Source organism: Dactylosporangium sp. McL0621 (genome assembly GCF_049995355.1).
In the GTDB taxonomy this organism is placed as follows: domain Bacteria; phylum Actinomycetota; class Actinomycetes; order Mycobacteriales; family Micromonosporaceae; genus Dactylosporangium.
Map to the genome: position 1 here is coordinate 6,215,580 of NZ_CP188259.1, position 17,697 is coordinate 6,233,276.

The following is a 17,697-nucleotide window of genomic DNA, read 5'->3' on the forward strand; positions in this document are numbered from 1 at the left end:
CGGTGGGTTCAGCCACAATGCCGACGTACCCTCGGGTGTCCAAGGGGTGGACCTCGCTCATTATTCGCTCCTGGGTGCAATCAGTACCGTCATGTCACGCACGTACGGCACACACATTACGAATATCCTGCGCGCGCAGGATCCCATGTTCGTGCCAGGAATGGAGGCTTCCCGTGCCTGAGGCACCGACTGATGAGCCCGTCGCCGGCCCGGCGGCCGGGCCGGCGTTGGTGTCGGCGGTCGTGGGCCGGGCGAGCGTTCCTGCCGTGTGGCCGCCCGCCGACCTGCTCGCCACGGCCGTGGAAGCCCTGCACAACCCGGGTCTGGTCGTCATCGCCGGGGCGGCCGGCACCGGGCGCACCGGGGTCCTGAAGCGGCTCGCCGAGTCCTTCCGCGGGGCCGTGTTCAGCGGGGGCGCCCTGGCGATGCTGCGCGGCGTGCCGGCCCTGCCGCTGTCGCGGGCGGTCCGGGTGCGACTCCCGTCACATGAGGCGCCGCTGCTCGCCGAGGCCGTCCGCTCCCGCGTCCGTCACGGCCTGTTGCTGCTCGACGACCTCCAGTGGGCGGATCCGCTCACGATCGCGGCGCTGCCGGCCATCGCCGAGCACTGTCGGATAGTTGTCACCCTCCGCACGCCGCACCGCCTGCCGGGCGACGCCGAACGGGCACTGCGGGCCGCGGCCGCGAAGTCCGGGGCGTGGCTGTCGATGCCGCCGATGCCCGCCGACGCCGCCGCCGCGCTCGTGCGGCAGCTGGCCCCGTCCGCGTCGGCCGCGGTCGTGACCGACCTCGTGCGCCGCGCCGGCGGCGTCCCGCTCGCCGTCGTCGCCCTGGCCAAGCACGTCGCCCAGGGCGGCACCCCCCGCGACGGCCTCGACAAGGGCCTCGCCTACACCGTCGCCGGCGCCCTCGCCGACCTGTCCCGCCCGGCCCGCACCGCGATGGCGGCGCTGGGCCTGCTCGGCCGGCCCGTCACCGCGACCGTCCTCGGCGAGGGCCTCACCGAGCTGGTCGAGACCGGCCTGGTCGAGCTCACCGACGGTGTCGCCGCGCCCGTCTCCCCGTACACCGCCGAGGTCGCCGCGGGCCTGCTCGACGCGACCGAACGCGCCGCCCTGCACCGGCGCCTGGCCACGCTCGTGCCGCCCCGGGAGGCGGCCCGCCACCTGGCCGCGGCCGGCGCCGGCGCGGAGGCCTACCAGGTCGCGGTGACCGCCGCCGCGGCCGCCGAGTCCTCCGGCGACCGCGCCGAGCTGCTGCTGCTCGCCTGCGACCTGCCCGGCGTCGACGCCGAGCCGCAGGTGCGCATCGCCGCGGCCCGGGCCGCTCTGGCCGCCGGCCGGCCCGGCTCGTGCCTGCGGGTCATCGACGCGGCCACCACCGACCCGGTCGCGGCCGTGCTGCGCGGCGAGGCCCTGCTGCAGCAGGGCAGCCCGGTGCCCGCCGCCGCGGCCGTCACCGCGGTCGGCGACGACGCCCCGGCCGAGGTTCTCGGCGGCCGGGACCGCATCCGGCTGCTGTCCATGCTCACCACCGACCCCGGCGGCGCCCTGGCCCGGGCCGAGGAGTTGCTGCAGGTCCACGGGGAGGCGCCCGCCCACCCGGGGCTGCGCGCCGCGATCGCCGCCGTGCGGGCCGGGACGCGCCAGCCCGGCTGGGAGTACGGCCTCGCCTCCGCCGCGTCCGCCGCCGGGCAGGCCGGCGACGTCCTCGCCGCCCGCTGGTCGGCGTGGCTGCTCGTGGAGACCCTCACCGCCGACGCCCGCCTCGCCGAGGCCGCCCAGGCCGCCGCCGCAGCGGCCGCCGCCTGCGCCGGGGACCTCGCCTACAGCTGGCAAACCCGGTTCCTGGCCGCCCAGCTGTGGTGTGACGTGCTGCGCGGCGACGCCATCGACGAGGTCGTGCGCCGCGCCGGGGACCTCGCCGACCGGACCCTGCCCGCCCTGGCCCGCGGCTACGCGGTCGCCGCGGCGAGCCTCGCCGAGGCCGACGGCGGCCTGCTCGCCCCGGCCCGGGCCCGGCTGGAGGCGCTGCAGAACCGGCCCGCGTCGGCCGGGCCCGTCCTGGACTGGGTCACCCGCGAGGCGGCCTGGCTCGACGGCCGCCCCGACCAGGCGTTCGAACCGGCCGACGCGGCCGTGTCGACCCCGCTCGTCGACGGGCTGCGCCGCATCACCGCCCGCTGGGCCGCCTACGACGCCGGCGCCTCGTTCAGCACCGCCGACGACACGATGCCCCTCGCCCCGGTCCAGGTGACGCTGGAGGCGTGGAAGGCCCCGGTCCGTTTCACCGAGGCCGCCGCGGCCTGGCACGAGCTCGCCCGCCGCGAGGAGGTCCGCTGCCTGCTCGCCCAGGGGTTGCTCGAGGAGGGCGCCGATCTGGCGGTACCGCCACTGCTCGAGGCGGAGCGCCTGGCGGAGGAGGCCGGCCTCGTGGTGCTGCTGGGCCGGGCCCGCCGGGCGCTGCGGCGGCACTCGATCCGCCGCGACACCCGCGGCCGCCGGGCCGGCGACGAGCTCACCGACCGCGAGCGCGACGTGCTGCGGCTGGTGGCCAACGGCGAGCCGACCCGCCGCATCGCCGGGCAGCTGGGCATCTCCCGCGAGACGGTGGAGACGCACATCCGCTCGGGCATGCGCAAGCTGGGCGCCCGCACGCGTACCGAGGCCGCCGCCCTCGCCATCGAGGAGCTCGGCCAGTGAGCCCCGTGGGTGTGTTTGACGGGCCTCGATTGCGGGCATTGTGGATCCCCGGCTTCCAGCCATCGAGGAACGTGGATGAGTAACGTCGTGGTCTTGTGCGGGAGTGCCCCTTCATCGCATGGTGGGCGCATGGCTATCCCTGCGGGCCGGCGTGCGGCTTCCGTTGCGGGCCGGTCCGTGGCCGCTTCGGCGGGTTTGTCCACGGCTTCCGGCGCGGGCCGCTGATGGCGGGGGATCCGGCTCTCGCCCCCCGGTACGTCGTCGCATCCGGCGCCGACGCCACCGCCGTGCTGCGCCGCCTCGCCCGGGCCGGCTGGACCACCCGCGAAGGCTTCGCCCTGACCGACCAGGCCTGGGACGTCTCCGACGCCCGCCTCGCCCTGTTCGGCCGGGTCACCGACGACGACACCGCCGAACTCGCCCTCCTCGCCGCCGCCCGCGGCGCCGGGATCGTCGCGATCAGCGACACCGCCGCCGAGATCGGCCGCGCCCTGCTCGCCGACCTCGGCCGGATCGGCCCCGTCACCACCGACCCCGACGCCGAGCTCGGCCCCGACCCCGCCGACGACGGCGGCGGACCCGTCCTCGCCCCCGAACAGCGGGCCCTGCTGGAACGCCTCGCCGGCGGCGAGACGATCGCCGCCGCCGCCGCGGCCGAGTTCCTGTCGCTGCGCACCGCGAACCGGCGCATCGCCGAGGCCCGCGAGGTCCTCGGCGTCCGCACCACCCGCGAGGCCGTCCTGGCGTACCTGCGGATGCGCCGCGAAGGCGCCTAACCGGCCCGCATCCGCGCCGCCTCGCGGGTCAGATGGTCCCGCTCCGGCACACTGACCGCCTCCCGGGCCGCCGCCGCGTACAACTGCGCGGCCCGATCCCGGTCCCCGGCCCGCTCGTGCAGAAACGCCAGCACCGCCGTATACCGCGGCACCTGCGGGTCGACCCCGTCGAGAGCCTTGAGCCCGGCCCGCGCCCCGTCCGCCGCCCCGACCGCCACCGCCCGGTTCAGCCGCACCACCGGACTGTCGTGCAACGCCAGCAGCTCGTCGTACCACTCCACGATCTGCACCCAGTCCGTCTCCGCCGCGCTCGGCGCGTCCGCATGCAGCGCCGCGATCGCCGCCTGCGCCTGATACTCCCCGAGCCGATCCCGGGCCAGCGCCCGCTGCAGCACCGCCACCCCCTCACCGATCAGCGCCGTGTCCCACCGCGACCGGTCCTGCTCCGCCAGCGGCACCAGCCGCCCGCCCGGACCCGTCCGCGAGGCCCGCCGCGCGTGATGCAGCAGCATCAGCGCCAGCAGCCCCGCCACCTCCGGCTCGTCCGTCAGCGCCGCGAGCTGCCGGGTCAGCCGGATCGCCTCCGCGGCCAGGTCGACGTCCCCGCCGTACCCCTCGTTGAACACCAGATACAGCACCCGCAACACCGTCGCCGGGTCCCCGGGCCGGTCCAGCGCCAGCCCGGCCAGCCGCCGCTTGGCCCGGCTGATCCGCTGCGCCATCGTCGCCTCCGGCACCAGGTACGCCGCCGCGATCTGCCGCGTCGTCAGCCCGCCCACCGCCCGCAGCGTCAGCGCCACCGCCGAGGCCGCCGGCAGCGACGGGTGCGCACACAGGAAGTACAGCCGCAGCGTGTCATCGGTGCCCGGCACCGGCCCGGCCGCCGGCTCCGCATCCACCGCCGCCTCCCGCCGGCTGCGGGACGCCTCGGCCCGCGCCGCGTCGAGGAACCGGTGCCACGCCACCGTCACCAGCCACCCCTTCGGGTCCCGCGGCGGGTCGTCCGGCCACGTCCCCAACGCCCGGACCAGCGCCTCCTGCACCGCGTCCTCGGCATCGGCGAAGTCGGCGCCGCGCCGCACGAGCACGCCGATCACCGCCGGCACCAGCTCCCGCAGCAGCCCCTCCCGCTCCCACACCCCGGTTCAGTCCGCGACACACTCGACGTGCCCGGCCAGCAACGGCCGCACCTCGAGCCACTCGTACAACGGCTTCCCGCCCGCCCCCGGCGCCGACGACAGCTCCGCCGCCAGCTGCAGAGCCCGCTCCCACGACTCCACGTCGATCATCATCCACCCGGCGATCAGGTCCTTCGTCTCCGCGAACGGCCCGTCCGTCACCGGCGGTTTCCCTTCGCCGTCGTACCGCACGAAAGCACCCCCCGCCGCCAGCGCCTGCGTGTCGACGAACTCCCCGGACTCCTGCAGCCGCTCCGCGAAGTCACGCATGAACTGCGCGTGCGCGTCGACCTCCGCGGGAATCCACTCGTCCATCGGCTCGGCGCCCCCGACCGGCGCCGGACCGCCCCGATAATGCTTGAGCAGCAGGTACTTCACGGTCAGTTCCCCTTCGTCAGCCGTCGCGTGCCCCGGGGACGTAACCGGCGCCCGGTTCTCGACATTCTCGTCCGTTTGCTCTGGCTCTAGGATCGCCGCATGACGTTCCCCGCCCCGGACGACGACTGGCAGCCGCCGCAACGCCCCGACTGCGCCTGCCGCGAACACCTCGAGGACGTCCAGGCCCTGGTCATCCCGAGCGAGGACTGGGACGAGGACCCCACCTTCGAGGACCTGCTGGCCACGGGGTCCCTCGGGGTCCGGCCGATCAACCCGAAGGAACGGTTCATGCCCGTGTTCGACGAGCACGGTCACGAGTCGCGCCTCGGCCCGATCCACTGGCAGATGGGGGCGGCCGACGAGATCTACGGCTGCTACGCCGACGACGCCGAACTGCCCCTGGACCGGTCGATCGCCGCGCAGCCCGGGGTGGACCTGGTCGAGTGGTACGACCGGGAGGAGTTCCTGATCGGCGCGCCGCGCCTGTGCGACAGCGGCCTGCTGGCGGCGATCGCCCGGGCCATGCAGGACCCCCGGGTGCGGGTGCCCCGCTGACCCGTCGCGGTCTCCGGTCCTGGGAATCGGGTAGGTGCCGGGCTGGCGTGCCGAGCCGCAACGAACGCGCACGATCGGCTCGCCGCGAGCGACGGGGCCGGCAGCGCTGGCGTGCCGAGCTGCAACGAACGCGCACGATCGGCTCGCCGCGAGCGACGGGGCCGGCAGCATCGGGTCGCCGGTTGGCGCTGCACGAGGCGCCAGCGTCGTAGCCAGGCCGGCCACGAGGGGCCAGCGTCGTCGCCGGTCCGGCCCGCGGGTCGTCGCCCCGCACGCGTTCGTCAGCTGGGGGAGCGGACGCCGGCGGCCCGGTGGCGGCGCTGCAGCGTCAACGGCCGGACCGGGTCGATGTAGCGGGGCAGCCGCGGCTCATCGGCGCGCAACGGCCGCAGCTCGGCGGTGATCGCGTCGATGATCCGGTCGGTGGCGCGTTGCGCGGCCCCCGGTACCGCCGGATCGATCCCCGACAGATCCACCACCGCCCCGAAGTGCACCCGCACCACCGGCCGCCGGAACAACGCCCGCGCCAGGGCCCGCATCGTCGGCCCGACCCCGCCCCACGCCGCCACCTCGTGCGCCCCCCACTGCGCGACGGCGACGACCGGCGCCCCGGTACCGAGCGCGATCCGGGCAAGCCCCGTCTTCCCACGCTCCGGCCACATCCCGGGATCGAGCGTGATCCGCCCCTCGGGGTACCCGAGCACATGCGACCCGGCGGCAAGGGCCCGCGTGACATCGTCGACGGCGGCGGCCACGTTCGCCTGCCGCCGGTTGATCCGGATATGCCCGCTGGCCCGCATCACGGACCCGACGACCGGCGCCCGGAACAGCCCCCCGGTCGCCATGAGCCGCGGCGCCAGCCCGGCGACCCGGCACGCGGCCGTCACGGCAACGGGATCGAACGGCCCGATGTGATTGACGGCGAGAATGACGGGCCCGTCCCGCAGCTGCGGCGGCAGCCCACCGGTGACCCGCAGCCGAGCCACGGGAAACACGACAGCCCGGGCGACCGCGAGCAACACGAGCCAGATACGCGGCGCCCGCCACCGCGCCACGGCACCGACCGGCTCAGCGGTAACCGCACCGGGCTCGGCCGCCTCGCGCGATGCGGTTACCGCAAGTCCGACAGCACCCCGACCGGTGACCTGAGTGCCGACAGCGTCCTGCTCGGAGACCTGCAATCCGACAGCACCCCGACCGGCGACCTGGGTTTCGACAACGCCCTGCTCGAAGGCCTGGATTCCGGCAGCCCCCTGCTCGAAGGCCCGGGTCCCGACGACGTCCAGTTCGGACGCCGAGCCGCCGCCCACCACCGCCACACCGGCACCATCGTCCACCGGGGCAGCCCCGGAGCCGATCGCGCCCGGTTGCAGCGTCAACCCGTCGCCCGCCACCGAACCGCCCGCGGCGCCATCGGCCCCGGCGACCTGGGCCTGCCCCCCCACGACGCCACCCACCGATGCGCTCCCGCCCGCGGCATCGACGGACGGACGCAGCTGCGCAGGAGCCACGGTCCGGGCCGCCGCCATGGTGCTGTCCTCGGCCGTACGCCCGGCTGGCTCCCCGTCGCTCACGTGCTCATGTCCGTTCTGGCCGCAGGTGCGTGTCCCGGACACGGTAGCGCCGAGCCCCGCCGACGACACCATCCCGTCGGCTCATGTTCAGTTCCGCCCGCGCGACCCAGCCGTGCGGCATCAACGGCACCCGGCCGGAGACGACGGACGCTCCCCGGGCCGCCCGATGAACCGGACGGCCCGGAGCGCGACGCCGGCGTTACTCGGCCTCGCGCAGCTCGGCCAGCCGCGCCTCGATCTCGGCCAGCTCCGCCCGCAGCCGCTCCGCCTGGGTCTCCGCCTCGGCCCGCGCCGCGGAGACGATCTCCTCGACCGCCTCGTGCACGCCCGGCACGTCCAGCATCGCGACCATCTTCAACGCCTCGCCGGCCTTGATGACGTAGGGCTTGGCGAGGGCCTTCGCGCCCTGGTTCGCCGCCACCGTCCACTCGCCCTCGGCGTAGGCCAGGGTGACCGTCAGGCCCGCCGGCGCCTTCGCCTTCGGGACGGCCTTCTTCGCGGCCGGCTTGCCCGGGGTGTTCTTCGACCCGGCCGACGAATCGGACGAATCGCCGCCCGAGCCGGTCGGCGCCGGGGCCGGGGCGGGGTCCGCGGCCGGGGACGCCTCGGCGGCGGGGGAGCCGGTGGAGTCCGGCGCCGGGGCGGCGTCGCTCACGGCGGCGGGGGAGTCGGCAACGGAAGGGGCTGGCACGGGGCTCTCCTCACGAGGTGCGGGAACGGCGGGCGCACGTTTGGCCGGCACCGTCTTCGGCGCCATGGCCAGGTCGGCGGGGGAGAAGGGCAGCTCGTCGCGGCCGAAACGGACCACGACCCATTCGTCGGACAGCTCCGGGTCCGTCAACGCGACGATCTGGCCCAGCTGCCCGGCGATCTGCCCGGCCTGCTCGGTGAATACGACTTTCGGTTTCCGGCCGGCCGCGAGGGTGTCCCGGATCTGCTCCAGATCCACCGTCGACAAGCCCTTGGCCGCGGTCCGCGCGGCAACCATCGCACCCTCCCCAACCCGTCAATCGAACATGTGTCGGAACAGTCATACCAGCCACCTATGACATTTTCCGAACGCGACACACCGTATGACAGACCGGGAACGTGCCGTCAGGGGAGTTCGTCGATCTCCGCCTGCGGATCCAGGTTCCGCAACACGTCGGCACGGTCGGTGACGATCGCCCAGCCCGGCCGGGCCTGCGCCCGGCGTACCACGTGCGCCGCCGCGACCGTCGCCGGTCCGCCGTCACCGGCGAACAGCGTCGCCGAGTCGACCGCGTCCGCCGCGGTCAGGTCGTCGACCACCACCACCGGCAGGCTCAGCAGTACCTTGAGCACGTCGTAGTCCTTCGGCGACGTCTGCGCCCACGCCTCGGCGAGGGCGGCCGCCGGCACCGCCAGGACCACACCCTGGTCCACGGCGTGCCACACGATCGCCGAACTGTACGGCTTGCCCGCCACGAATCCCAGGATCGCCGAACTGTCCAGGATCCGCCCTCCGACCGCGGTCACGACACCGGCCCGTTCGCCGGCGCCACCCCCAGCACCTCACGCGCCCACGCGTGGTGCTCCGGGTCGAGCCGCACGCCCCGCTGCGCGTACAGGTCGTTGAGCGTCAGCAGCGCACGGTCCCGGGCCAGCCGGGATCGCACCGCCTCCGCGACGTACGCCGACACGGACTCCGCACCGCCGGCGTCCACGAACCGCCGCACTGCCGCGGCGTCATCGGCGGGCATGGTCACCGTCACCCGTTCCTTGCGCACTTCACGCATACGCACAGGGTATCGCCCGCATACCGTGCTCACCTAGCGTGCCGTCACCCGATCGGGCGCCATTCCTGCCGGCCTGCGCCGTTCGGGTCCCAACGTCCGGAGAACTGCAACCGTCCGTGACCAAGCCCACGCCACCGGGAACCCCGGCGAATGCCCCGTCGGGCGAAAAATGCGGATATGTCGCGGCGCGCCAGCGCCCGACATATCAAGCATCAGCCAACCGCACCGCGGGCTCGAGCAGTGACAAACTCCTCCGCGAAGCAGCAGCATCCAGCGCGACTCACACCCCGACCGGCATCGGCAGATTCGGCCCCGCATGACCGAACTCGCTCGTGCGGCGGGGCTCGGACGACGACGCGATGACGACGAGGTCGCCGGGGATCAGGGCCGCGGCCGCAGCGGATGTTCGATAATGGACATTATGTCAACCTAGATGGCGGGGCGGTAGAAGAACGTGCGGCGGCGCGCGATGCGCCCGGCACGGATTTCGTACCAGTCCGCGAAGATCTCGTTCAGCGGCACCCCGGCGTGCGACATCCCGTCGAAACGGCCCCAGCAGAAGCCCTGCCCGTCCGCCGACACGCACCGGTCCACCTGATGCCGCCCGGCCGACACGATGCACCGCCGCCGGTAGAAACCGACGAACGCGTCGGCGCCCTCGATCGGCGGGCAGCCGGGACGGTGGTACACGACATCGTCGGTGACGAGACCGGACAGCCCGGCCCAGTCGCGGCGGTCGATGACGGTGAGCAGAGTGGCTATCAGCGCCGGCGCGTCGCCCATGCGTCCATCACACGGGCTCGTACGGTGGCGGGTCAACGCCCCGCAGGCTGATGTTTACACCCCGAAACGGGACCGTAACCGGGCCGGGCCGGGCGCAGACTGGTGGCAGGGATGCGCCGGCCGTCGGCGTGCCGGCGCATCCCCCGGCACGGCGGGACCGGGATCAGACGGTGACGTCGACGTGATGACCGTCGTCGGTGGAGGCGGCCGGCGCGGCGGCAGCGGCGCCCTTGGCGTCGTCGGATGGGGCCGCGGGCTCGACGGCGCTCCGGGAGGCCGCGAAGGCCAGGATGAACGACCACGGCGGCACGGCATCGGAGGCGTTCGTGACGGCCCCGGTCTGCGACAGGTGGTACCCGGTCGCGCCGGCGATGGCGGCGCGGTCGCCGGGGGTGAGTTTGCTCAGCATCGGCGGCGAGGCGGGCAGGCCATCTTTGGGCGGCGGCGCTGGGGCCTCCACCGCGGCGTTCGTCGCCGCGCCGGGCACCGGTTTCGGTGGTGCCGGGGGTTGGGTGGTGGCCGGCAAGCTGGCCTTAAGTTGTCGCATCTCCAAAATGGCCTCCCGAAGCGTCCGTGCTCCAAGCTGATCCTCACGTACATGACAGCATTTCCGCAGGTGAACGCGGAGCCGGGCGGTCGGCGCGGACATTTCGGACCGAACGGATGACGTGGATCCCAGGCGTCGCGGCGGCCTCACTAGAATCGGCCGGTGGATGCACCCGACGTCGCCGCGACGGCTGCGGCGCTGCCCGAGGCCCGCGCCGCCGAGTTTCTGGCCGCGGTACCGTCGGCCCGGGCTTCGATCCTGACCCGGCTCGCCGGCGCGTTGTGGCGCGAACAGGTCGTCGATCCGCGGCGGCTGCAGGGTGCTCCCCCGCCGCTGTTCGGCCCGCCGCTGCCCCGCCTGGTCGCCGACGGCCGCGCGTTCGACGACCCGGGGACCCTCGCGGCGGCGCTGGGGCTGGCGGCGGGGTTCCGGCGGGAGCTGGACAACAGCGTCGCGAACCTGGCGCTGGCGCTGACGGCGCCGCCGAGCCCGTTCGGCGGCCTCGCCGGCGCCGAGCAGTCCATCGTGGACGGTCATCCGCTGCATCCGTGCTGCCGCACCCGGATCGGCATGTCGACCGCCGATGTCCTCGCGTACGCGCCGGAGCACCATCCGGACGTGTTCCTGCGGGTGGTGCAGGCCGACCCGGGCCGGTGGCGGACGGCGGGGGCGCCGGTCCCGGCCCGGTTCCCGGTGCATCCGTGGCAGCTGCCTCGGGCCCTGGCGACCGGTCTCGTCACCGACACCGGTGTGGACGTGCCGGCGCGGCCGCTGATGTCGTTGCGGACGCTCGAGGTCGTCGGCGGCGAGTGGGCCGGGTGGCATGTGAAGACGGCGGTGGAGGTGCAGATGACGTCGGCGGTGCGGACCCTGTCGGCGGCGGCGATTCACAACGGCCCCCTCGCGTCGGAGCTCGTCGCGGGGCTCGGGGCGGGGCTGACGGTGCTGCGGGAGGTGTCGGCGGGGACGGTCCTGGACGGGTCGGGGCGGCCGCAGCGGGCCCTCGGCGCCGTGTGGCGGGAGCCGCCGCCGGCCGGGGCCGACGTGCTGCCGCTGGCGCTGCTCCCCCACCGCCCGGACCTGCTGACGCCGGCGTTCTTCGGCGCCTTGACCGAGGTACTGCTGCCGCCTCTGCTGGAACTGCTGGCTTCGGGGGTCGGCCTGGAGGCGCACGGGCAGAACACCCTCGTCGAGGTCGGCGGCGGTGTTCCGGTGCGGGTGTACTACCGCGACCTGGGCGGCATCCATGTGCACCCGGGCCGCCTCGCCCGCGCCGGGCATGCGATGCCGCCGCTCATCGGGGCGCTGCCGACCACCGACGAGGGGGCGTTGCGCACGAAGGTCCTCGCGTCGGCGTTCGCGACGGTGCTGGGCAGTTGTGTCGCGGCGCTCGGCGACGACGGGCTGTGGGCGCACGTCGCCGCGGTGACCGGCCGGTGCGTCGCGGCCGCGGACCGGGCCGCGTTCCTGGTCGAGGACTGGCCGGTGAAGGCGACGACGGCGATGCGGCTGGCCGCGGACCCGCTCACGGACGTGTGGTGCGCGGTGCCGAACCCGCTGCGGCGATACCACTGATCTCGCCGATGACCTGGTCCCACAGCGGCCGGGGCGGGACCTCGTGGCCCATGCCGGGCAGTTCGACGTACCGGGCGCCGGGGATCGCGGCGGCGAGGGCCCGGCCGTGTTCGGGCGGGAACAGCGGGTCGTGGCTGCCGTGCAGGACGACGGTCGGGCAGCGGATGTAGGCGGAGGTGCCGTCGAGGGGCCGGCCGTCGGCGAGGATCCAGTGGTTGGTCTGGGCGGCGGCCATGTCGGTGGTCCGGTCGAAGATGTGCCGGGCCAGGTCCCGGACCGTGTCGGGGTCGGCGGGGACGGTGCCGGCGAACCGGGCGGCGTTTTCGGCGATGCGGGCGGCGGCGGCGTCGCGGTCGTACCAGTCGGGGGCCGGCAGGCCGAACGCGTCACGGATCCGCGGTTGCGGTCCGGGCAGCCCGAACGCGGCGCCGGCGGCGAACGTGGTGGCGATGAGGGCCAGGGACAGGACCCGGTCGGGGTGTTCGATGGCGACCCGCTGGGCGATGGCGCCGCCCATGGACACGCCGGCGAGGTGCAGCGGCCCGCCGGCGAGGGTGAGCACGTCGTCGGCGAGGTCGGCGGCGGTGTAGTCCGGCTCCCCCGGTTTCGAGGCGGGTGACCGGCCGGTGTCGCGGTGGTCGTACCGGATGACGGGCCGGCCGGCGGCGCCGGCGAGGCGGGTGCAGAAGTCGGGGTGCCACCAGTCCATCGATGACGCCGCCCCGCCGATCAGCACGACCGGCGGGGCGTCCCCGGCTCCGAAGATCTCCTTGGCGAGCATGATCCCGAGGGTATTAGACCTTCCCGAAGATCGCCGTCAGGAGGACCTCGTTGATGTCGAACGCGGTCTTGGACGTGTACAGGGTGCCGCCGGAGACGCGGGAGATCTCCTGCAGGGACGCGAAGTCGGCGTCGTTGCCGTAGCCGACGGTGACGATCGGGACCTTCTTGTCGCTGCCGGCGTTGGCCTGCAGCTTCTCCCGCAGCTGGTCGAGGTTGAGCCCGCCGGTGCTGTCGTCGTTCTTGCCGTCGGTCATGAGCACGACGAGGTTCGTGGCGCCGGGCCGGTAGGCGTCGGCGACGGCCTGCTGGGCGGCGGCCGCGGTGTCGTACAGGCCGGTGTCGCCGGTCGCGGCGAGCTTGTCGATCGACGTGGTCATCTGGTCGCGGCGGGGTTTCCCGCCGACGCTGTCCCCGACCCGCCCGATCGGGACGAGCTGCTTGTAGTCGGTGGTGCCGTTCTGTTTCGTGGAGAACACCCACAGCCCGGCGTCGACGTTGCCGTCGAAGAGCGCGACGGCGCCGTGGGCGGCGTCCTTGGCCAGCTGCATGCGGGTCTTGCCGGTGCCGGGGACCTGTTCGTTCATCGACCCGGACACGTCCAGGACGAGCAGGACGTTGGTGGGGCGGGTCAGGGCGGTCCAGGTGTCCATCGACTGTTTCACCGACTCGGGCAGCAGCACGGCCCGGGGCACGGTCTTGATCCGGGCCGCGAACGTGGACCCGGACAGGGCGGTGCCGGCGACGCGGTTCGGGTCGCGGAACCCGGCGTCGAGGAACACCTTGCGCCCTTCGGGCCCGCGGGCGTAGGCGAGGAACGCCTTGGCGGCGTCCTGTTTGTCCTTCGACGCCCACGGCGCTTCGAGGATCAGGTACGGGTTGTCGGCGTCGGCGCTGCCGTTGGACGGGTACACGGCCACGAGCGGGGTGTGCGGGTTGGCCTTGTTGTAGGTGAGGACGTCCTGTTCGAGGGCGGGGAACGCGGACACGTACCGCAGGCCCGCGTCGGCGCCGGCCCGGTCGGCCTTCGACAGCCCGTCGAGGAGCTGGGCGGTGGTGTCGGTGTACACGGCCCGTTCCGACTTGAGCTTGGCGAGGGTGGCCTGCTCGTCGGGGGTGACTTCGCCGTCGTCGTTGCCGTCGAGGATCGCCATGAGGGCGAGGAGGCCGGCGGTGGACTGCAGCGGGTCGGACATGCCGAGCTTGAACTGGCCCCAGCCGGCCTGGTTGTACTTCGCCCAGCCCTGCGGGTCCGCCGCCACCTTGTTGATCAGGTCCTGCCAGGACAGTTCGCCGTCGGGCCAGCCCAGCGCCTCGGCCATCGGCTTGGGCATGGCCAGCACGGACGGGGTCCGGGCGAGGCTGGGCTGCAGGTCGGGCATCATCCGCTCGGCGATGGCGGCGGTGGAGGCGCGGCGGACCCAGGCGGTGGAGTCCGGTACCCACACGTCTGGCGGGGTGCCGGTCTTCGCGTCCCATTCGGTGCCCAGGGCCTGGGCCATGACGGCGGTGTCGCGGGCGGACACGGCGACGTGGACGCACTGCCCGGCCACGGCCGGGTCGGTCGCGGACCACTTGGTGGCGAGGTCTTCCAGCAGGGTCGCGGTGGCCGGGGAGGCGACGACGGACGCGGTGACCGTACCGGTGCAGCTGGTCGTGGTGAGCTTGCCGTAGGCGAACCAGCCGCCACCGGCGACGAGGGCGGCGACGAGCCCGCCGACGATCCACGGGGTGCCGCGAAAGTGGTCCTGAGCTGGGCTGCGGCGGTGTGACCGCACATCTGCCCGGTTGGCCGGGTGGGCCATGGGTGTGCCTCCGGGGGTGGGAAGTCGGCATAGTGTAGGCCCTCGTCAGACGGGGTGTGCCCCGCCCCGGACGTACGCTGGCGCAGGTGACGACGCGACCCATCCGGCTGCTCGGCGACCCGGTGCTGCGCTCCCCCGCCGCGGCGGTGACGGCGTTCGATGCGGCGCTGCGGGATCTGGTCCGGGACCTGTTCGACACCCTCGACGCGGAGCCGGGCCGGGCGGGGCTGGCGGCGCCGCAGCTGGGGGTGGCGGCGCGGGTGTTCGTGTACGGCACCCGAGCCGGCCGCGGCCACCTCGTGAACCCGCAGGTCACGGCCCGTTCCGGCGGTCAGACCGGGGATGAGGGGTGTTTGTCGGTACCGGGCCTGGCGTTTCCGACGCCGCGGGCGCTCGAGGTGACGGTGGCGGGGTTCGACGAGCGCGGCGAGCCGGTCACGGTGGCCGGGTCCGGGTTCCTGGCGCGGGCGTTGCAGCACGAGTGCGACCACCTCGACGGGGTGCTGTACGTGGACACCCTCACCGGCGACGTGCGGCGGCAGGCGCTGCGGGCGGTCAGGGCCGCGTTCCCCCGGCCGGCGGCTGTCCGTCCGGACGCTGCCCGTCGAGGGTTGTGAACCGGGGCGGGTCGAGGCGCAGGAAGTCGTGGTGGGCGACCTCCCAGCCGTAGGCGCCGGTCCGGGCGAACAGCAGCACGTCGCCGGCCCGCAGCCGCGGCACCGGTTCGTCGCGGGCGAGGACGTCGCGGGGGTTGCACTGCTCCCCCGCCACGGTCACGCGGGTGTCGCGGACTTCGGGGCGCGGCCACGGGTACGGCCACGCCTCGACGGGCAGGATCGTGAACGGATGGCTGTACCCCCACGACGCCGGCAGCCGGAAGTGGTGGGTGCCGCCTTTGACGACCGCGAACCAGGTGCCGTGGCTGGATTTGAGGTCGATGACCTCGGCCGCGTACCAGCCGGCGGGGGCGGCGACGAACCGGCCGGGCTCCACGACGAGCGTCAGCCCCGCCGGGAGATCAACATCACGGAGCCGGTCGAGGTCGAAGGTCTCCCGGCCGGTGACGTCGACGCCGAACCCGCCGCCGGCGTTGACGACGGGCCCGATCCCCCGGCCGGCGGCCCAGGCGAGGCAGTCGCGCAGGAACGCGGCGTGGGCGGCCGCGTCGAGGTTGTTCGACACCGCGTGCAGGTGCACGCCCTGCACGTCGTGGCGGCGTCCGAGCTCGAGGGCCGCGGGGATGTCGTCCTCGGCGAGCCCGAACTGGGTCGCGGTACCGGACATCCGGTGCGTTCCGGGCAGGGCCGGGTGGGTCCGGTTGACCCGCAGGCAGATCCGGGCCCGGCCGGGGATGCGGCGCAGCTCGTGGAGGCTCTCCACGTTGATGACCGCGCCGGCGTCGACGGCCCGCCGCAGCAGCGCGTCGGGTTTCGCCGGCCCGCTCAGGATCAGCGGCACGCCGAGTCCGGCGGCGGCGTCGAGCTCACCGGCGGAGGCGACCTCGACCGCGTCGGCCGCGGCGGCGGCGGCGCGCAGCACGTCGGGGTGGCCGTTGGCTTTCATGGCGTACGCCACGAGGGTCCCCGCCGGCAGGACGTCACGCAGCGCCCGGATGCGGCCGCGGACCACGTCGAGGTCGTAGACGTAGGCGGGCAGCGGCCCGGCGAGGGCGGCCTCGATCACACGTGGGCTGGGTGACACCGCACTCCGTTCAGCTGCGCCGGGCCCGCGCAGTAGGCTCACGCCGATGCGCCTCATCGACGCCCGCGACCCGATCGCGTTGTGGCAGTACGCGGAACGGTATCTCGGTGTCGGGACCCGCACGTACAGCCCCTACGCCGCGGACCTGGACATCGCCGACACGTACCACCCGCAGCGGGGCGCGGCGACGTTCGAGCTCCCGACGTTCCGGGTCCCGGCGCCCCTTGCCGGCTACTCCGGCCAGCCCTCCCTGTACACGTCCCTGTACACGGACGGTGACGGAATGTTGCTGCCGGTGCATCCGAACACCCTCGACAGTCCCGACCTCGCCGCCCGCGACGTCCTCCTCGGCCTGCAGCGGGGCCCGACGCTGACGGTGGTCCCGTCGGCGAACGCCCGCACCGTGTTCGTCACCGCCGCCGCCGGCCGCCCGGTCGAGCCGCACTTCGTGAAGCTGCACTACCCGCGGCGCCTGTCCCGGTTCACCCGCCGGCTGCGCCGCCCCGTCATCGAGCTGCAGCTGTGGGTCTGCGCCGAGCTGCTACGCGCCGGCATCCCGGTCCTGCCGGAGATCGGCGGCGGCTGGTTCGACCCGGGCCTGGGCGAGCAGGCGTGGGGCTTCCTGGTCCGCGCCGCCCGCCCGGCGGTGCCCGCGCCGCGGTTCACGGTGCCGCTGTTCGCCCTGTACGGCGCCGACCTCCTGGCCCCGGCCGACCCGACCCTGCTGCAGCAGCTCGTCGAGGGGTTCGGCGAGCCGCCGCAGTCGTTCGTCGCCGAACGCATCGTGGCGCCGATGGTGCGCATGTGGTCGACCGCGGCCCGGGCGACGGGCTGCCCCCTGGAGACCCACGGCCAGAACACCCTGTTCGCGTTCGACCCGGCAACCCGGGAAACCGCGATCCTGTACCGCGACTGCGCCATCTACGTCGACAGCACCCTGCGCGCGGCCGAGTCCCTGCCGGCCGCCCTGCCCCCGGCGAACGTCATCCCGCGCGACGTACCGCTGGCGGCCGACGAGGTGTTCTCCCTGACGTACGACAGCTTCATGGGCCACCACGCCCTGTCCTACGTGGCGTCGCTGGCCGAGTCCCTGTGGTCGGTCCCGCCGCCGGCCTTGCACGAGACGGCCCGGGCCGCGTTCACCGCCCAGGACCTCCTGCCGGACACGGTCTTCTACTACGACAACAACCTGTACGACAACGGCGACTGGAAACTGGTCGACACCGGCGCCCACCCCGAGTGGCGCTGACCTCGCGAGCCGGCAGCGACACCCGACCCTTCCCGGGACGCCGCGACGCACGGGACAAACAGGACACAACGGCCGCGCAGCCCAGCGCAGCCTAGCTTCGGCGCCGACGGCGAGCCCGGCACGGCCACGCCGCCCAAGCCCAGCACGGCTTCGCCGCCGCCGCCGGCGAGCGCGCCACGCCGGCCGGGCCGTGCTCGGCGCCGGCACCCGAATCCAGCGCGGCGGTGGCGCTCGAGTCCACCGGCGACGTGGACCATCCCGCGGCGGCACGCGTGACGTGGACCACCACGTGGCGGCACGCGTGGCGGCACGCGTGGCGACGACACGGGCCGGGTCA

17 protein-coding genes are annotated in these 17,697 nt (G+C 74.5%); 6 read left to right on the plus strand and 11 right to left on the minus strand.

Translation table 11 applies throughout. The features are described 5' to 3' along the window. Window positions 1-173 precede the first annotated feature (173 nt). Together ACPPVO_RS29415 and ACPPVO_RS29420 are read left to right on the plus strand one after the other, a co-directional pair. The gene (locus ACPPVO_RS29415; protein WP_426514372.1) at window positions 174-2,702 is read left to right on the plus strand and encodes a helix-turn-helix domain-containing protein; all 2,529 of its coding nucleotides are present in this window, start codon (window positions 174-176) and stop codon (window positions 2,700-2,702) included. A gap of 224 nt (window positions 2,703-2,926) precedes the next feature. Further along, window positions 2,927-3,478 carry a LuxR family transcriptional regulator gene (locus tag ACPPVO_RS29420; RefSeq protein ID WP_360371408.1) on the plus strand — a complete coding sequence of 184 codons (552 nt, stop codon included), beginning with the start codon at window positions 2,927-2,929 and terminating at the stop codon, window positions 3,476-3,478. Here ACPPVO_RS29420 and ACPPVO_RS29425 read toward each other — a convergent pair. Both ACPPVO_RS29425 and ACPPVO_RS29430 read right to left on the minus strand, forming a co-directional pair. Next, window positions 3,475-4,617 carry an RNA polymerase sigma factor gene (locus ACPPVO_RS29425; RefSeq protein ID WP_426514373.1) on the minus strand — a complete coding sequence of 381 codons (1,143 nt, stop codon included), beginning with the start codon at window positions 4,615-4,617 and terminating at the stop codon, window positions 3,475-3,477. The two genes, ACPPVO_RS29420 and ACPPVO_RS29425, sit on opposite strands and share 4 nt — an antisense overlap. 6 nt (window positions 4,618-4,623) lie before the next feature. Further along, complete coding sequence (locus tag ACPPVO_RS29430) at window positions 4,624-5,034, minus strand: YciI family protein (RefSeq protein ID WP_426514374.1); 411 nt, start codon at window positions 5,032-5,034, stop codon at window positions 4,624-4,626. A gap of 99 nt (window positions 5,035-5,133) precedes the next feature. On the opposite strand from ACPPVO_RS29430, the gene ACPPVO_RS29435 reads away from it, so the two are divergent. After that, the gene (locus ACPPVO_RS29435) at window positions 5,134-5,589 is read left to right on the plus strand and encodes a hypothetical protein (RefSeq protein WP_426514375.1); all 456 of its coding nucleotides are present in this window, start codon (window positions 5,134-5,136) and stop codon (window positions 5,587-5,589) included. Between the two features lie 281 nt (window positions 5,590-5,870). On the opposite strand, the gene ACPPVO_RS29440 is transcribed toward ACPPVO_RS29435, so the two are convergent. The 6 genes from ACPPVO_RS29440 to ACPPVO_RS29465 all read right to left on the minus strand — a co-directional run bounded on the left by ACPPVO_RS29440 (window position 5,871) and on the right by ACPPVO_RS29465 (window position 10,112). Beyond that, complete coding sequence (locus ACPPVO_RS29440) at window positions 5,871-6,644, minus strand: lysophospholipid acyltransferase family protein (protein ID WP_426514717.1); 774 nt, start codon at window positions 6,642-6,644, stop codon at window positions 5,871-5,873. Between the two features lie 718 nt (window positions 6,645-7,362). Next, entirely contained in the window at window positions 7,363-8,151 is a 789-nt protein-coding gene (locus ACPPVO_RS29445; protein ID WP_426514376.1) for a hypothetical protein, read from the minus strand. Window positions 8,152-8,258: 107 nt separating this feature from the next. Then, window positions 8,259-8,660 carry a hypothetical protein gene (locus ACPPVO_RS29450; protein WP_360371422.1) on the minus strand — a complete coding sequence of 134 codons (402 nt, stop codon included), beginning with the start codon at window positions 8,658-8,660 and terminating at the stop codon, window positions 8,259-8,261. Next, complete coding sequence (locus ACPPVO_RS29455; RefSeq protein ID WP_360371425.1) at window positions 8,657-8,920, minus strand: ribbon-helix-helix domain-containing protein; 264 nt, start codon at window positions 8,918-8,920, stop codon at window positions 8,657-8,659. The genes ACPPVO_RS29450 and ACPPVO_RS29455 overlap by 4 nt, the downstream gene beginning before the upstream one ends. Window positions 8,921-9,349: 429 nt before the next feature. Beyond that, the gene (locus ACPPVO_RS29460; RefSeq protein WP_426514377.1) at window positions 9,350-9,703 is read right to left on the minus strand and encodes a nuclear transport factor 2 family protein; all 354 of its coding nucleotides are present in this window, start codon (window positions 9,701-9,703) and stop codon (window positions 9,350-9,352) included. Window positions 9,704-9,866: 163 nt separating this feature from the next. Beyond that, the gene (locus tag ACPPVO_RS29465) at window positions 9,867-10,112 is read right to left on the minus strand and encodes a hypothetical protein (RefSeq protein WP_426514378.1); all 246 of its coding nucleotides are present in this window, start codon (window positions 10,110-10,112) and stop codon (window positions 9,867-9,869) included. Window positions 10,113-10,412: 300 nt separating this feature from the next. Between ACPPVO_RS29465 and ACPPVO_RS29470 the strand changes: the two genes are divergently transcribed. Further along, a complete protein-coding gene (locus ACPPVO_RS29470) occupies window positions 10,413-11,825 on the plus strand; it encodes an IucA/IucC family protein (protein ID WP_426514379.1) in 1,413 nt (470 codons plus the stop codon). On the opposite strand, the gene ACPPVO_RS29475 is transcribed toward ACPPVO_RS29470, so the two are convergent. Then, a complete protein-coding gene (locus ACPPVO_RS29475; protein WP_426514380.1) occupies window positions 11,776-12,606 on the minus strand; it encodes an alpha/beta fold hydrolase in 831 nt (276 codons plus the stop codon). The two genes, ACPPVO_RS29470 and ACPPVO_RS29475, sit on opposite strands and share 50 nt — an antisense overlap. Before the next feature lie 13 nt (window positions 12,607-12,619). Continuing rightward, complete coding sequence (locus ACPPVO_RS29480) at window positions 12,620-14,383, minus strand: substrate-binding and VWA domain-containing protein (RefSeq protein WP_426514381.1); 1,764 nt, start codon at window positions 14,381-14,383, stop codon at window positions 12,620-12,622. A 113-nt stretch (window positions 14,384-14,496) separates the two neighbouring features. Between ACPPVO_RS29480 and def the strand changes: the two genes are divergently transcribed. Continuing rightward, window positions 14,497-15,027 (plus strand): peptide deformylase, encoded by a 531-nt coding sequence (gene def, locus ACPPVO_RS29485; RefSeq protein WP_426514382.1) that lies wholly within the window; start codon window positions 14,497-14,499, stop codon window positions 15,025-15,027. Here def and ACPPVO_RS29490 read toward each other — a convergent pair. Further along, complete coding sequence (locus ACPPVO_RS29490; protein ID WP_426514383.1) at window positions 14,966-16,093, minus strand: type III PLP-dependent enzyme; 1,128 nt, start codon at window positions 16,091-16,093, stop codon at window positions 14,966-14,968. The genes def and ACPPVO_RS29490 overlap by 62 nt on opposite strands. A 64-nt stretch (window positions 16,094-16,157) precedes the next feature. Between ACPPVO_RS29490 and ACPPVO_RS29495 the strand changes: the two genes are divergently transcribed. After that, the gene (locus ACPPVO_RS29495) at window positions 16,158-17,360 is read left to right on the plus strand and encodes a hypothetical protein (RefSeq protein WP_426514384.1); all 1,203 of its coding nucleotides are present in this window, start codon (window positions 16,158-16,160) and stop codon (window positions 17,358-17,360) included. Window positions 17,361-17,697 lie beyond the last annotated feature (337 nt).